Source organism: Streptomyces lacaronensis, from assembly GCF_047337785.1.
GTDB lineage: Bacteria > Actinomycetota > Actinomycetes > Streptomycetales > Streptomycetaceae > Streptomyces > Streptomyces lycopersici.
The window spans coordinates 7,193,180-7,206,172 of sequence record NZ_JBLHDK010000003.1; the positions used below are offsets into that span (position 1 = coordinate 7,193,180).

At 72.3% G+C, this 12,993-nt stretch carries 15 protein-coding genes and 1 tRNA gene; 13 read left to right on the forward strand and 3 right to left on the reverse strand.

What is annotated here, in order from left to right; all coding sequences use genetic code 11:
- The 10 genes from ACMTAK_RS31300 (at window position 1) to ACMTAK_RS31345 (ending at window position 8,625) form a co-directional block, all read left to right on the forward strand.
- Window positions 1-396: a hypothetical protein gene (locus tag ACMTAK_RS31300; protein WP_413809269.1), complete on the forward strand. Its 396-nt coding sequence runs from the start codon at window positions 1-3 to the stop codon at window positions 394-396.
- A gap of 50 nt (window positions 397-446) precedes the next feature.
- On the forward strand, window positions 447-1,661 hold the full coding sequence (locus tag ACMTAK_RS31305) for a beta-ketoacyl synthase N-terminal-like domain-containing protein (protein ID WP_413809270.1): 1,215 nt from the start codon (window positions 447-449) through the stop codon (window positions 1,659-1,661).
- 38 nt (window positions 1,662-1,699) lie between these two features.
- The gene (locus ACMTAK_RS31310) at window positions 1,700-2,686 is read left to right on the forward strand and encodes an ACP S-malonyltransferase (RefSeq protein WP_413809271.1); all 987 of its coding nucleotides are present in this window, start codon (window positions 1,700-1,702) and stop codon (window positions 2,684-2,686) included.
- Between the two features lie 33 nt (window positions 2,687-2,719).
- The gene (locus ACMTAK_RS31315; RefSeq protein WP_413809272.1) at window positions 2,720-2,974 is read left to right on the forward strand and encodes an acyl carrier protein; all 255 of its coding nucleotides are present in this window, start codon (window positions 2,720-2,722) and stop codon (window positions 2,972-2,974) included.
- Window position 2,975: 1 nt separating this feature from the next.
- Window positions 2,976-3,437, forward strand: coding sequence for a 3-hydroxyacyl-ACP dehydratase FabZ family protein (locus ACMTAK_RS31320; RefSeq protein WP_413809273.1), 462 nt, complete (start codon window positions 2,976-2,978; stop codon window positions 3,435-3,437).
- Entirely contained in the window at window positions 3,434-4,030 is a 597-nt protein-coding gene (locus ACMTAK_RS31325) for a 3-hydroxyacyl-ACP dehydratase FabZ family protein (RefSeq protein WP_413809274.1), read from the forward strand. Before ACMTAK_RS31320 ends, ACMTAK_RS31325 begins: the two co-directional genes overlap by 4 nt.
- A gap of 34 nt (window positions 4,031-4,064) precedes the next feature.
- Complete coding sequence (gene fabG / locus ACMTAK_RS31330; RefSeq protein WP_413809275.1) at window positions 4,065-4,850, forward strand: 3-oxoacyl-ACP reductase FabG; 786 nt, start codon at window positions 4,065-4,067, stop codon at window positions 4,848-4,850.
- Between the two features lie 96 nt (window positions 4,851-4,946).
- On the forward strand, window positions 4,947-5,720 hold the full coding sequence (locus tag ACMTAK_RS31335; RefSeq protein WP_413809276.1) for a DsbA family protein: 774 nt from the start codon (window positions 4,947-4,949) through the stop codon (window positions 5,718-5,720).
- Window positions 5,721-5,883: 163 nt separating this feature from the next.
- A complete protein-coding gene (locus ACMTAK_RS31340; protein WP_413809277.1) occupies window positions 5,884-6,813 on the forward strand; it encodes an alpha/beta hydrolase in 930 nt (309 codons plus the stop codon).
- A gap of 54 nt (window positions 6,814-6,867) precedes the next feature.
- Window positions 6,868-8,625: an acetyl/propionyl/methylcrotonyl-CoA carboxylase subunit alpha gene (locus ACMTAK_RS31345; RefSeq protein ID WP_413809278.1), complete on the forward strand. Its 1,758-nt coding sequence runs from the start codon at window positions 6,868-6,870 to the stop codon at window positions 8,623-8,625.
- A gap of 56 nt (window positions 8,626-8,681) precedes the next feature.
- On the opposite strand, the gene ACMTAK_RS31350 is transcribed toward ACMTAK_RS31345, so the two are convergent.
- Window positions 8,682-9,593, reverse strand: a complete 912-nt coding sequence (locus tag ACMTAK_RS31350; protein ID WP_413809279.1) for an alpha/beta hydrolase — start codon at window positions 9,591-9,593, stop codon at window positions 8,682-8,684.
- Window positions 9,594-9,869: 276 nt separating this feature from the next.
- On the opposite strand from ACMTAK_RS31350, the gene ACMTAK_RS31355 reads away from it, so the two are divergent.
- From ACMTAK_RS31355 to ACMTAK_RS31365, 3 genes are all read left to right on the forward strand, one after another.
- A complete protein-coding gene (locus ACMTAK_RS31355) occupies window positions 9,870-10,763 on the forward strand; it encodes a 4'-phosphopantetheinyl transferase family protein (RefSeq protein WP_413809280.1) in 894 nt (297 codons plus the stop codon).
- Between the two features lie 22 nt (window positions 10,764-10,785).
- Window positions 10,786-11,640 carry an alpha/beta fold hydrolase gene (locus ACMTAK_RS31360; protein ID WP_413809281.1) on the forward strand — a complete coding sequence of 285 codons (855 nt, stop codon included), beginning with the start codon at window positions 10,786-10,788 and terminating at the stop codon, window positions 11,638-11,640.
- Window positions 11,641-11,718: 78 nt separating this feature from the next.
- Window positions 11,719-11,937, forward strand: a complete 219-nt coding sequence (locus ACMTAK_RS31365; protein ID WP_413809282.1) for a DUF2277 domain-containing protein — start codon at window positions 11,719-11,721, stop codon at window positions 11,935-11,937.
- A gap of 48 nt (window positions 11,938-11,985) precedes the next feature.
- Here ACMTAK_RS31365 and ACMTAK_RS31370 read toward each other — a convergent pair.
- Window positions 11,986-12,059: transfer RNA gene (locus ACMTAK_RS31370), tRNA-Lys, on the reverse strand.
- Window positions 12,060-12,120: 61 nt separating this feature from the next.
- Window positions 12,121-12,882, reverse strand: a complete 762-nt coding sequence (locus ACMTAK_RS31375; protein ID WP_413809283.1) for an IclR family transcriptional regulator — start codon at window positions 12,880-12,882, stop codon at window positions 12,121-12,123.
- Window positions 12,883-12,993: the final 111 nt, after the last annotated feature.

Here is a 12,993-nt window from a genome sequence, read left to right on the forward strand (position 1 = left end):
ATGGGCGACCAGGCGCGCTGGCTGCTGATCGTGGAGAAGGCGTACCGGGGCTCGATCGAGACCCAGTACGCCGACGTGCTGTACTGCGTGCCCGATCTGCACCGGCAGAGCGGCGGCTGCGATCTGGCGCTGCGCGGCCCCGCCGCCGGCTACGCCCTCGACACCGGCCCACGGCCCTCGCTGCGCCTCGGCGGCCGCACCCTGGACACCCTGCCCCATCCGCCCACCTCCGTGGCGAAGCTGCTGGCCGCCGGGGTGACCGTGCTGGTCGAGGAGGACGGTCTGGCCGCGCTCGGCCGCACCGCCGCCGAGCGGCTGCTGCCCGGCGTACGCGTCATCGGGGGCGACGGCCTCGCGGCCCGCTGGCCCTCCTACGAACAGGTGTGGTTCCTGTGACCCGCCCCTCCCACGGCCCCTTGGCCTCAACCGAAGGAGTACCCGTACCCATGGTCAACGCCCCCTCCGGGGCAGCCCCGGTCATCTCGGCCTGGACGGCCGTATCGCCCCTGGGACTGCGCGGGGCCGACTTCACCGCGGCCCTGCGGTCCGGTCGCCCGGCCGCCCGGCCGCTGGACCCCGAGGAGTGGTCGGCGCCGTTCCGCGAGGCGAGCCTCGTGCCCGACTTCCACATCCGGCAGATCCTCGGCCGCAAGGGCACCCGCTCCATGGACCGGGCCACCGGCCTCGCCGTCACCGCGATACGCCATCTGCTGACCGGGGAACGGGAGCACGGCGAGGGCGAGCGGCTGCCGGGAGTGGGCGAGGAGACCGGTCTCGCGCTCGGCACCAGCACCGGCTCCGCCCAGAGCATCATGGACTTCACCCGGGACTCGCTGGTGGGCGAGAAGCCCTTCTACGTGGACCCGGCCCGGTTCCCCAACACCGTGATGAACTGCGCGGCCGGCCAGTCCGCCATCTGGCACGGGCTCAGGGGCCCCAACACGACCATCGCGGGCGGCCGCGCCACCGGGCTGCTCGCCCTGCGGTACGCGGTGCGGCTCCAGCGGGCCGGACGGGCCAGGGCCGTGCTGTGCGGGGCGGTCGAGGAGTTCTCCTCGGCCCGTGCCTGGCTGGAGTGGCACGCCCGCGCGGACGAGAACAGCGCCGCCGTGCTCGGCGAGGGCGCGGCCGTATGGCTGCTGGAGCCCGACGCCTCGGCGCGCGAGCACGGCCGCGAGGGGCTCGCCGAGGTGGTGGGCCTGGAGTTCGGCTGCGCCGCGGACGCGAAGGCCGCCCGTACGGTGCTCGCCGAGACGATCGGCCGGCTGCTGGACCGTACCGGGGTGGCCCCCGGTGAGCTGAGCGCCGTCGCCGACTCCGGCGCCCCCGGCGCCGAGGGGGAGGCCGAGCTGGCCGCCCTCGCCGACGCCCTCGGCGGCAAGGAGCCGCCGAGGATCACGGCCGCGGACACCATCGGGGACACCTGTGCCGCCGCGGCGGCCTTCCAGATCGCCGCCGTGCTCGCGATGGCCGAGCACGGTCGACCGTCGACAGGGGGCACCTCCCAGCGGCAGCTGGGGGAGGCCGAGGCGCCCCGGCGGGGGGCACCTCCCGGCGGTAGCCGGGGGAGCACCGAGCCCCTGAAAAGAGGCGCAACCGCCCTGGTCACCACCGTGGACCGGGACGGCGTGGTCGGCGCGGCCCTGCTGCGGATCCGGTGACGGGCCGCCGCCCCCTGAACAGAAGGAGCTGGTTTGAGGTGACGGACCGAGAGACGATGGACAGGCCGCCCGCGGCCCCCGGCGACGAGGCGCCCCGTACGGCGCTGGTCTTCCCCGGGCAGGGCGCCCAGAAGGCGGGCATGGGCGAGGCGTGGCGGGACACCGCGTCCTGGGCGCTGGTGGCGGAGATCTCCGAGTACACCGGTATCGACGTCGAGGAACTCCTGCTGAAGGCCGACGACGAGACGCTGCGCCGCACCGACCTCGCCCAGATCGCCGTCTTCACCACCGAGGTGCTCGCACACCGCGAGGCGGAGGCCGCCGGGCTGCTGGGCGGCGCGGTGGCCTGCGCCGGGCACAGCCTGGGCGAGTACACCGCGCTGCACGCCGCCGGGGCCGTGCCGCTCGCCGACACCGCCCGCCTCGTGGCCGCCCGCGGCCGGGCCATGCGCGCGTGCGCCGAACGGTCGCCCGGCACCATGGCCGCCGTGGTGCGGCTCGGCCCGGAGACCGTGGAGGCGCTGGTCGCCCGGGTCCGGGAGGACGGCGGCCAGGTCTGGATCGCCAATGTGAACGCGCCCGGCGCCATCGTGCTCTCGGGCACCGCCGAGGCCGTGGACCGGCTCGCCGAACTGGCCGTGGAGAGCGAGGGCAAGGTGATCCGGCTCGCCGTCGGCGGCGCCTTCCACAGCCCGCTGATGGCCGCCGCCGCCGACGAGCTGCGCGAGGCCCTGGCCGCCGTGGACTTCGCCCCCGAGCACACCCCGGTCGTCGCCAACGTGGACGCCCGCCCGTACGCGAGCGGCGAGCACTGGCGGGAGCTCGAACTGGCCCAGCTCACCAGCCCGGTGCGCTGGGAGGAGAGCGTCCGCACGCTCGCCGGCGAGCTGGGCTGTGTCCGGTTCGTGGAGCTGGGCCCCGGGCGCCAGCTGACCGGCATGATCCGCCGGATCGCGGACGGCGCGCTCACCGTCCCGGTCGAGTCGGCCGCCGCCCTCGCCAAGCTCACCACCCCCGAACCCTGAGCCCACGCTCTGAGAGCGGAAGGAGACCCCCGCATGGCCGACGCCACCGCCGCCCTGGACATGGACGAGCTGCGCACCTTCGTCGCGGATGTGCTCGACGTGGACGAGGAGGACGTCACCGACGACGCCGACTTCGTCAAGACCCTCGGCGTGGACTCCCTGATGGCCCTTGAGGTCATGGTCGTCCTGGAGAAGAAGTACTCGGTGAAGCTGGAGGAGCGGGAGATGAAGGACATCACCACGCTCCGGAAGGTGCACGACCTGCTCGACTCGAAGATGGGGAAGTGAGATGACGGCGGCGGCGTGCGGGCCGGTGGACGGCGCCGTGGAGGTCGTGGACCCTGGCCTCCCCGGTGAGCGGCCCGCCCGGTGCGTGGCCGTGGTCGGCGCGTCGGAGAAGGTGTTCGCCGGGCACTTCCCGGGGTTCGCCATCTTCCCCGGGGTGTGTGTCGTGGAGTACGTCCAGCGCGGCGCCCTCGCCACCATGCCGGAGCGTGAACCGGGCGGGCGCTGGGTCCTGGCGGCCGTCGAGTCCTCCCGCTTCCTCAGCCCGGTCTACCCCGGTGACGAGCTGACCAGCGAATACGTCTGGTCGCGCAAGGACGGTGGCTGGCGCTGCCGGGCCTCGGCGGCCACCGGGCGCGGGCCCGCCGCGCACATAAGGCTGCGCTTCGAGAACCGGGACGCTCCGGGCGCGGCGGCCGGGGCGGGGGAGCGGAGCGACCAGGACCGAGGAGCGGACGCCGGGTGATCACCGTCGATGAGATCAAGCGGATGCTGCCGCACCGCTACCCCATGTTGCTGGTCGACCGGGTCACCGAGCTGGTGCCGGGCGAGCGGGCGAGCGGGCTGAAGGCGGTCACCTGCAACGAACCCTGGTACGAGGGGATGCCGGACACCGCGACCGAGGAGGACTACCACTATCCGTGGACGGTGCTCATCGAGTCCTGGTGCCATGTGGCCGGGGTGCTGGTCACCTGGGACCGGCCCAACCCCGATGTGCGCTCGGGCAAGGCGATGCTGCTGGGCGGCATCGCGGACGCCGAGTTCCACCGACCGGTGGTGCCCGGCGATGTGGTGGAACATCATGTGCGGCTGGCCCGCCAGGTCGGCGAGACCTACGTCTTCGAGGGCGAGAGCCTGGTCGGCAAGGAGACCGCCCTCACCATAGGGCGGCTGACGATGACCATGCGCCCGGCCTCCGACCTGGCGGTCCCGCCCGCGGCCGACCAGTCCGCGACCGACCAGTCCGTGGCCGATCAGCCCGTGACCGCCCCGCCCGCGGCCGAGCCTCATGTGCCCGGCCCGTCCCTGCCCGATCCGCCCGTGCCCGACCCGTTCTGACCGCACACCACCCCCGGGAGAAGGACCTCACCGTATGTCCGACCGAATATCCGACGACACGGGCCGCGCATCCGGTGACGAGGAGCCGACGCCGCGCGTCGCGCTGGTCTCCGGCGGCTCCCGCGGCATAGGCCGGGCCACCGTGCTCCGGCTGGCCCGGGACGGTTTCGATGTGGCGTTCTGCCATCGCTCCAGTCCCGACGCCGCCCGTGAGCTGGAGGAGGAGGCGGCGCGGCTCGGCGGCGGACGGGTGCTCGGCAGACAGACGGACGTCCGCGACGCGGGCGCGGTGCGCGAGCTGGTCGCCTTCACCGAGGAGTCGCTCGGCCCGGTCGAGGTCGCGGTCACCTCCGCCGGGATCACCCGGGACAACCCGCTGCTGCTGATGACGGACGAGGAGTGGCGCGGCGTCCTGGAGGTCAACCTGGACGGCACCTATCACCTGTGCCGTTCCGTGGTGTTCGGAATGATGAAACGCAAGTCCGGATGCGTCATCAACATCTCGTCCGTGGCCGGTGTCCACGGCAATGCGACCCAGAGCAATTACGCGGCCTCCAAAGCGGGGATCATCGGCTTCACCAAGTCGCTCGCCAAGGAGGCCGGCCGGTACGGCATTCGAGCCAATGTGGTGGCACCCGGCTTCGTCGAGACCGATATGACGGCCGAGCTCTCCGACCGGGTGCGCAAGGAGGCGGAGCAGAGCATCCCGCTGCGCCGCTTCGGCCGTCCCGAGGAGGTCGCCGACATGGTCGCGTACCTGGTCGGAGCGGAGTACGTGACCGGTGCGGTGTTCCAGGTGGACGGCGGCATCGTCCTCTGACGGGCACCGCCGCACCGCTGTGCGGGCGGTGTGCACGATGTGATCGCTCGCTGAACGAGCGTTACGCAGGAGACGGACGAGCGAGGGAGTACGGACGTGGCAGCCAAGCGCAGCAAAGTACCGCGGTTCTATTTCAATTTTCGCAGCCCGTACAGCTGGATCGCCTACCGTGATCTGATGGACCGCTATCCGGATGTCGCACAGGCGGTGGAATGGCACCTGTGGTGGGAGCCGGACGCGGAAGGAGAGCGCCGTATGGCCGAACACGGCCATCACTTCCCCTATTCGGCGATGTCCCGGGAGAAGCATCTCTATATCCTCCAGGATGTGCGTCGGCTGACGACCGACCGCGGACTCGCGGTCAGCTGGCCGGTGGATCACGACCCGGTCTGGGAGGTGCCGCATCTGCCGTACTTCCTCGCGCTCGACGCGGGGCTCGGCCCCGCCTGGATCGAGCGCGTCTACCGAGCGCGCTGGCAGGAGGGCCGCGACATCTGCGACCGTACGACCATCGCGGACATCGCCGGAGAGCTGGGGCTGCCCGCCGAACGGGCGGCGGCGGCCGCCGATGACGAGGAGCTGCGCTCCGGCCGGGGGCTCCGGGCCCTGCTCGCGCTCAGCGACGCCGGGGCGTTCGGCGTGCCGTTCTTCACCCACGGCTACGACAAGTTCTGGGGCGTGGACCGGCTGGCGCCCTTCGTCGCCTCGGTCCGCTCGGGGTCCGGCTCGGGGTCCGGACCCGGGTCCGGACCCCGGTCCCGGGACACGCCCCTCGCCGGGGCGCCGGGCGTGGACGTCGCCGAGCTGTCGGACGCGGACTTCGCCGCCGCCCGGTCGGCCGATCCGGGCCATGCCGGAGGCTGTGGCTGACTCTTCGCCCGCCCGCTCGTTCACACGTTGGCGCCCGTACCCCCGCCCGTTCCGACCGCCCGTCCAGCCACCCGCCCGTCCCCCCGCCCGTCCAGCCGCCCGCTCAGACCGAGACGAGAACGCCCTGACCGCCGACGGACACTCCCCCTCCTGGAGGACGCAGATGCCCGAGCCACGCCAGACGTCGGCGCGGCCTCCTTCCCTGGGAGCCCGCGCCCTCTCGGCCGCGGCCCTGCCGGTCGCCCCGCTGTTCGGGGTCTCGCTGGCGTATCTGGCCTTCCATCCGCGGCGCCGGGAACAGCGGGAGCACCCCCGGGACCACGGGCTGCCCTGCACCGAGCTGAAGGTCCCCTTCGCGGCGCGGAAGCACCTCGACACCTGGCTGTGCCCGGGGTCCCCCGAGAAGGTGGTGGTGCTCGGGCACAGCATGGCGACGGCGAAGGACCACAGCCTGCGCCACGCCAAGTTCCTGCACGACGCCGGGTACACCGTCTGTCTGTTCGACCACCGCAACCACGGGGCCAGCAGCGACGACCGGGCGCTGTTCGGGCTCGGCGACCGGTTCGCGAGCGATGTCACCGCCGTGGTGTCCCATCTGCGCGGCCGGGGCGGGTACGGCACGGCGCGGATAGCCTTCTACGGCTTCTCGTTCTCGTGCTTCTCGTCCATGTGGGCGCTGACCCACGACGGGTTCGAACTTGACGCGCTGGTGTGCGACAGCGGGCCGGGACACGACGTCCCGCCGCTGCTGCGCAAGTTCCTGGAGGCGGAGGCGCTGCCGCTGCCCGCCGTGCTGAAGGGCGAACCGGCCCGTTCAGTGGTGGCGCGGACGCTGTGCGCGGTGGGACCGGCCATGCTCCGGGCCCAATGGCCGCCGCCCGCGACGGGCAAGTTCGCCAAGATCCCCCTGTTGTTCATGTCGGGCGAGCACGATGCGATCGTGCCGCCCTCCTCGGTGGACGCGCTGGCCGAGCGCTATGCCCAAGCCGAGACGCACGTCCTGCCGGGAGCCGAGCATCTGCTCGGGCTGGAGACCGATCCCGAAGGCTACGCGAGCGTGGTGCTGGATTTCCTCGAGCGGGCCCTGGGGTAGCCACCTTGACCGTCCCCGACGGGACGGAACTTTTCGGAAGAGGGAAGAGAGAGCATGCAAAAGGTGCTCATCGCCAATCGTGGCGAGATCGCTGTCCGTGTTGCCCGTGCCTGCCGGGATGCCGGGATCGCGAGCGTAGCCGTCTACGCCGATCCGGACCGGGACGCATGTCATGTGCGCGCGGCCGACGAAGCCTATGCGCTGGGCGGTGACACCCCGGCGGCCAGCTATCTCGACCAGGCCAAGGTCCTGGCCGCGGCCGCCGAATCCGGCGCGGACGCCGTCCACCCCGGCTACGGATTCCTCTCCGAGAACGCCGAGTTCGCCCAGGCCGTCCTCGACGCCGGCCTGACCTGGATCGGCCCCCCGCCGCACGCCATCCGCGACCTGGGCGACAAGGTCGCCGCCCGGCACATCGCCCAGCGCGCCGGCGCCCCCCTGGTCGCCGGCACCCCCGACCCCGTCGCCGGGGCCGAGGAGGTCGTGGCCTTCGCCGAGCAGCACGGCCTGCCCATCGCCATCAAGGCCGCCTTCGGCGGCGGCGGCCGCGGCCTGAAGGTCGCCCGCACCATGGAGGAAGTGCCCGAGCTCTACGACTCCGCCGTCCGCGAGGCCGTGGCCGCCTTCGGCCGCGGCGAATGCTTCGTCGAGCGCTACCTGGACAAGCCCCGCCACGTCGAGACCCAGTGCCTGGCCGACACCCATGGCAACGTCGTCGTGGTCTCCACCCGCGACTGCTCCCTCCAGCGCCGCCACCAGAAACTCGTCGAAGAGGCCCCGGCCCCCTTCCTCACCGAAGACCAGAACGCCCAGCTCTACGCCGCCTCCAAGGCCATCCTCAAAGAGGCCGGCTACGTCGGCGCGGGCACGGTGGAGTTCCTGGTCGGCAACGACGGCACCATCTCCTTCCTGGAGGTCAACACCCGGCTCCAGGTGGAGCATCCGGTCACCGAAGAGGTCACCGGCATCGACCTGGTCCGCGAGATGTTCCGTATCGCGGACGGCGAGGCCATCGGCTACGACGATCCGCCGATGCGGGGGCATTCGTTCGAGTTCCGGATCAACGGCGAGGACCCGGGCCGCAACTTCCTGCCCGCCCCGGGCACCGTGACCTCCTTCGTGCCGCCCGCCGGGCCGGGTGTGCGGCTGGACGCGGGCGTGGAGTCGGGCAGTGTGATCGGCCCGGCGTGGGACTCGCTGCTGGCCAAGCTGATCGTCACCGGCGCCACCCGCACACAAGCCCTCCAGCGCGCGGCCCGCGCCCTGGCCGAGTTCCAGGTCGAGGGCATGGCGACCGCGATCCCGTTCCACCAGGCGGTGGTCAAGGACCCGGCGTTCACCAGCGAGCCCTTCACCATCCACACCCGCTGGATCGAGACCGAGTTCAACAACACCATCGCCCCGTTCACCCCGACCGGGGCGGACGAGACCGAGGAACCGACCGCCCGCGAGACCGTCGTCGTCGAGGTCGGCGGCAAGCGGCTTGAGATCTCCCTCCCGGCGGTCCTCGGCCTGGCGGTGTCGCCCGGGGAGGCCGCGGGCGGCTCGAAGAAGCCGAAGCGCAAGGCCGTCAAGAAGTCCGGCTCCGCCGCCTCCGGCGACGCCCTGGCCTCGCCCATGCAGGGCACCATCGTCAAGGTCGCCGTGGGCGAGGGCGACACCGTCGCCGAGGGCGACCTCATCGTGGTCCTGGAGGCCATGAAGATGGAGCAGCCCCTCAACGCCCACCGCAGCGGCATCGTCAAGAACCTGAACGCGGACGTCGGCGCCTCGGTCAGCGCGGGCGCGGTCATCTGCGAACTGAAGGACTGACCCGCCGCCATGGCGTCCTTACGGTGGGCCGGGTCCGGCCGGGCCCACCGTAAGGGTCAGTCCTTGAGCGTCCGCTCCAGGAAGCCCAGGACGGTCTCCGCGTACGTCTCCGGCTGGGTCTTGATGCCCTGAAGATGCTCGGTGTCGGGCAGGGTGTGCACCTCGGCCAGCGGATAGCGCTCGGCCAGCGCCCGTACCCCCGAGGCGGGGATCATGGTGTCGCGCTCACCGGCCAGGAAGAGCATCGGGGTGCGCTCGTACGCGCCCCCGAGCGGCGGCGGCCACTGCACCCGCAGCATCGCCACGGCGGCCGACGAGGCGACCGACTCCACGACCGGGCGGGAGGGACCGGCGCCCAGCGGGCCGGGGATGGGCACCCCGCCGGCCGCGACGAAGTTCCGGAACAGCGGGGCCAGCTCCAGCGCCGGGCCGCTGTCGAAGACCACCGCGTCGACCGGGCAGTCCTCCCTCTTGAGCATGTAGAAGGAGGGGAAGGTCGAGATCGAGAAGCCGTAGATCGCGATGCGCGCCGCGGCGTACTCGTCCATCGACCGCATGTGCCGCACCACGGCGACCACATCGTCGGTGTGACGGTCGCTCATGCCCCAGCCCGCCCGGTCCGCGACGCTCTTACCGTGGTTGCGGTGGTCGAACATGGCGACCGTGTAGCCCGCCTCGCTGAGCAGCCGGGCGTGCGCCAGGCTCGCGGACTTGCTGAGCCCCAGGCCGTGTCCGAGCACCACGACCCGCTCGGCGTCGCCGGGGATGAGCCAGACATGCAGCCCGCGGCCCCGCTGCCCGTTCAGCGGAACGTTGACGTCCGTGCTGGTCAGCCCGAGGTCGGCGGGGGTCTTGTGATGCGGTCTGCGGGGCGGGTGGAAGATCATGTACGAGAGGAAGGCGCCGTACAGCGGTGCCACCGGGAGGGTCACCGCTGAGGCCGCCTTGGCCAGGAATCCCGTCGCCATGGTCGTCAAACCCCCATCACCGATCGTGCCCGGACGTGCGCGATCGTAGTGCGGACGGACAGGCGACCGCGTCGGCCGGTGCGTGAACGTGGCCTAAGTCACCGGGTGTCCGCGATCGGCAACGCGGCCTTGTGGCAAGGGCGTTGGGGGCGTGTGAAGCGGTCGTGGTGGCGCGCTCCGACGGCGGGGCACCCACGGCGCGCCGCGCGCGCCGCTGTACCGTCAGTACGTCCACAGTGAGCGCATCATCGGCCGATAGCACGGGGGAACTGAACAGTGTCCTTCACCAGCCCGGTCCAGCCCGCACACGAGCCCCGGCGATGGGCCCCGGTCCGCGCCCTGCCCGGCCCCGGGGACCGCCCAGGCCCCGGTGAGGTGGCCGTATGGCTGCTGCGGATCCCGCCGTACGCCGCCGCTGCCGCCGCCGTCGCGGAGGGCATGCTGGACGAGCGGGAGCGCGAGCGCGCGGCACGGCTGCGGTCGGACGTGGCGCGCGAGCGCTATGTGACCTCGCACGTGGGGCTGCGGACGCTGCTCGGCGGCTATCTCGGCATCGACCCGGCCGAGGTCGCGTTCACCCGGGAGACGTGCGGCATGCCGGACTGCGAGAAGCCGCACGGCCGCCCGGCCCTGGCGGGTGAGGACGCGCTGCACTTCTCCCTCTCCCACTCCGGCGACGCGGCCCTGTGCGCCGTCGCCGGAGTGCCCGTCGGCGCCGATGTCGAGGAGCGGGACCCCGGGCGCGCCGGGGCCCGGCTGACGGGGCTGGTCGGGCAGTTGCACCCCGAGGAGCGGGCGGCGATCGACGCGCTTCCGGAGGGGCTGCGGGAGGAGGCGTTCCTGAGCTGCTGGGTCCGTAAGGAGGCGTACCTCAAGGGCATCGGCACCGGGCTGCCGGGCGGGATCGGCGCCCACCACGTCGGGCTCGCCGAGGGCCTGGCCCCCGCCGGTGCCCCGCCCGGCCCGCGCGGCTGGGCCTTCGCCGACCTCGATGCACCGCCCGGCTACCACGCGGCGGTCGCCGTAAGGGACGAGGCCGTGCGGGACATGGCCGTAAGGGGCGAGGGTGTACGGGCCGAGGGCGTACGGGGCGAGGGTGTACGGGAGGAGGCCGCGTCCGGCGGCGCGACGCGTCCCGTGGTCACGCTGGCCGGTCTGCCTCTGGGGTGATCACCCGGGTACAGTCGGCGCCATGCCGCATCTCGAGGTGGAACTCTCGGCAGGCACCATCGAGTACGAGGACACGGGAGGCGAGGGCCCGGTCGCGGTCCTGCTGCACGGAGTCGCCATGGACGGCTCCCTGTGGCGCGAGGTGGTCGCCGCGCTGACCCCCGACGTCCGCTGTGTCGTCCCCACCCTCCCCCTGGGTGGGCACCGCCGCCCGATGCGGCCCGACGCGGATCTGTCGGTGCTCGGAGTGGCCCGGCTGGTCGCCGAGTTCCTGGACCGGCTCGACCTTACGGATGTCACGCTGGCCATGAACGACTGGGGCGGCGCGCAGGCGCTGATCGCCGACGGCCGCGACCAGCGGATCGGCCGACTGGTGATCACCTCCTGCGAGGCGTTCGAGAACTACCCGCCCGGGCTGCCCGGCAAGAATCTGCGGCTGGCCGCGAAGCTGCCGGGCGGGCTCAACGCCGCCTTCAAGCTGCTGAAGCTCGCCCCCCTGCGCCGGCTGCCGATGACCTGGGGCCGGATGACCAAACGCCCGGTGGACCGCGAGCTGATGGACGCCTGGTTCCAGCCGCTGTGGACCTCCCCGGAGGTACGCCGCGACCTGCGGAAGTACGCCCTCGGCGTGCCACCGGTGAACGAACTGCTCCACTGGGCCGACGCCCTGCGCACCTTCGACCGCCCCGCCCTGGTGGCCTGGGCGTCCGAGGACCGCGTCATGCCACCCGAGCACGGCCTGCGCCTGGCCGGTCTGCTGCCCCGGGGCAGCCTGGTGGAGATCCCCGACAGCTACACCCTGATCCCCCAGGACCAGCCGGGCCCGCTGTCCGACCTGATCCGCGCCTTCGTCCTGGACGGCCCCGAAACGACCTAGGCAAGGCCCCGCCGCAGGCGTCCAGATCCGTCGGACAGCTCCCAGAGGCTGTCGTACCCCCGGCGTACCGTCGTCAGTATGTGCAGATCCATCAAGACGCTCCGCCCGCCCTACGCCGAATCCGTCACCGAGGCCGATATGCGCGCCGCGGCCCTCCAGTACGTCCGCAAGATCTCCGGCTTCCGCCAGCCGGCCGCCCACAACGCGGAGGCGTTCGACAAGGCCGTCGAGGCCATCGCCGCCGCCACGGGGGAGCTGCTCGAATCGCTCGAGGTGCGTGGCGGAGCGGCACGCTGAATGGCCCGGGGCTGTCGAGAGCACCCGGGCCATTCGCTTGATCAGTCGTGCGCCGCCAGGGACTCGAACCCCGGACCCGCTGATTAAGAGTCAGCTGCTCTAACCAACTGAGCTAGCGGCGCCTGCTGACGACATAAATAGTACCTGGTCCGGAGGGGTGGTTCTGACCATGCGCGGATGAGCTCAGATGGACAGGGAGAGCAGCATCGGGGCCGCCTCTCGGTTGAGGGTGTCGGCGGCCTGGCGGAGGCGGTGGGCATGGGCCAGGGGGAGGGAGAGGGCCAGACAGCCCACCGAGCGCCCGGCGCTGATCGGCACCGCCGCGCAGACCGTGCCGACCGCGTATTCTTGCAGGTCAAGGACGGGCACGGTGGCGGGCTGGCTGTCCAGCTTGCGGAACAGCACCTTCTCGTTGGTGGTGGTCCGGGAGGTGAGCCGCACCGTCTTGTGGCGGGCGAGGTGATCGCGGCGGCTGTCGTGGTCGAGCTGGGTGAGCAGGCATTTGCCGAGCGCCATGGCGTGGGCGGCGGAGCGGAAGTCCACCCACTCGTTGACCTTGGGGGCGCGCGGCCCGTCCGCGTATTGCGTGATCTTGATTTCGCCGTCCACGTAGCGGCTGAGGTAGACCGCCGCGCCCACCGAGTCGCGCAGGGCGATGAGCGACCGCTGGAGCTTGTCCCGGACGGCGTGGCCGCGGTCGGGGGCGGCGGAGCCCAGCAGGGTCAGGGCGGTGCCACCGACGTAGGCGCCGTCGGCGCTCTGCTCCACATAGCCCTCGCGGCGCAGCATCCGCAGCAGATCGGCGAGCTGGTGGGCCGGTAGCCGGGTCTCCCTGGCGAGCATGATGTCGCTGACGCCGGACGAGTGTTTGGCGACGACCTCCAGGATGCGGAGGGCGTGCTGCACCGAGTGGAACGGCGCGGTCGGCTCGGGCCTGAGCGCCACGATTTCCCCCCTCGCAGGTTGGCGTGGCTTTGTATCACGATAACCGCCAAGGGGCTTATACGGATCGGCTGTTGAGGATATTGCCGAGGCGTATCGGCCCCGGTCAGCTGG

Coding starts and splice junctions, on each gene's coding strand:
- ACMTAK_RS31300 (WP_413809269.1), top strand. CDS start 1: ATGGGCGACCAGGCGCGCTGGCTGCTGATCGTGGAGAAGGCGTACCGG.
- ACMTAK_RS31305 (WP_413809270.1), top strand. CDS start 447: ATGGTCAACGCCCCCTCCGGGGCAGCCCCGGTCATCTCGGCCTGGACG.
- ACMTAK_RS31315 (WP_413809272.1), top strand. CDS start 2,720: ATGGCCGACGCCACCGCCGCCCTGGACATGGACGAGCTGCGCACCTTC.
- ACMTAK_RS31320 (WP_413809273.1), top strand. CDS start 2,976: ATGACGGCGGCGGCGTGCGGGCCGGTGGACGGCGCCGTGGAGGTCGTG.
- fabG (WP_413809275.1), top strand. CDS start 4,065: ATGTCCGACCGAATATCCGACGACACGGGCCGCGCATCCGGTGACGAG.
- ACMTAK_RS31340 (WP_413809277.1), top strand. CDS start 5,884: ATGCCCGAGCCACGCCAGACGTCGGCGCGGCCTCCTTCCCTGGGAGCC.
- ACMTAK_RS31345 (WP_413809278.1), top strand. CDS start 6,868: ATGCAAAAGGTGCTCATCGCCAATCGTGGCGAGATCGCTGTCCGTGTT.
- ACMTAK_RS31350 (WP_413809279.1), bottom strand. CDS start 9,593: ATGGCGACGGGATTCCTGGCCAAGGCGGCCTCAGCGGTGACCCTCCCG.
- ACMTAK_RS31360 (WP_413809281.1), top strand. CDS start 10,786: ATGCCGCATCTCGAGGTGGAACTCTCGGCAGGCACCATCGAGTACGAG.
- ACMTAK_RS31365 (WP_413809282.1), top strand. CDS start 11,719: ATGTGCAGATCCATCAAGACGCTCCGCCCGCCCTACGCCGAATCCGTC.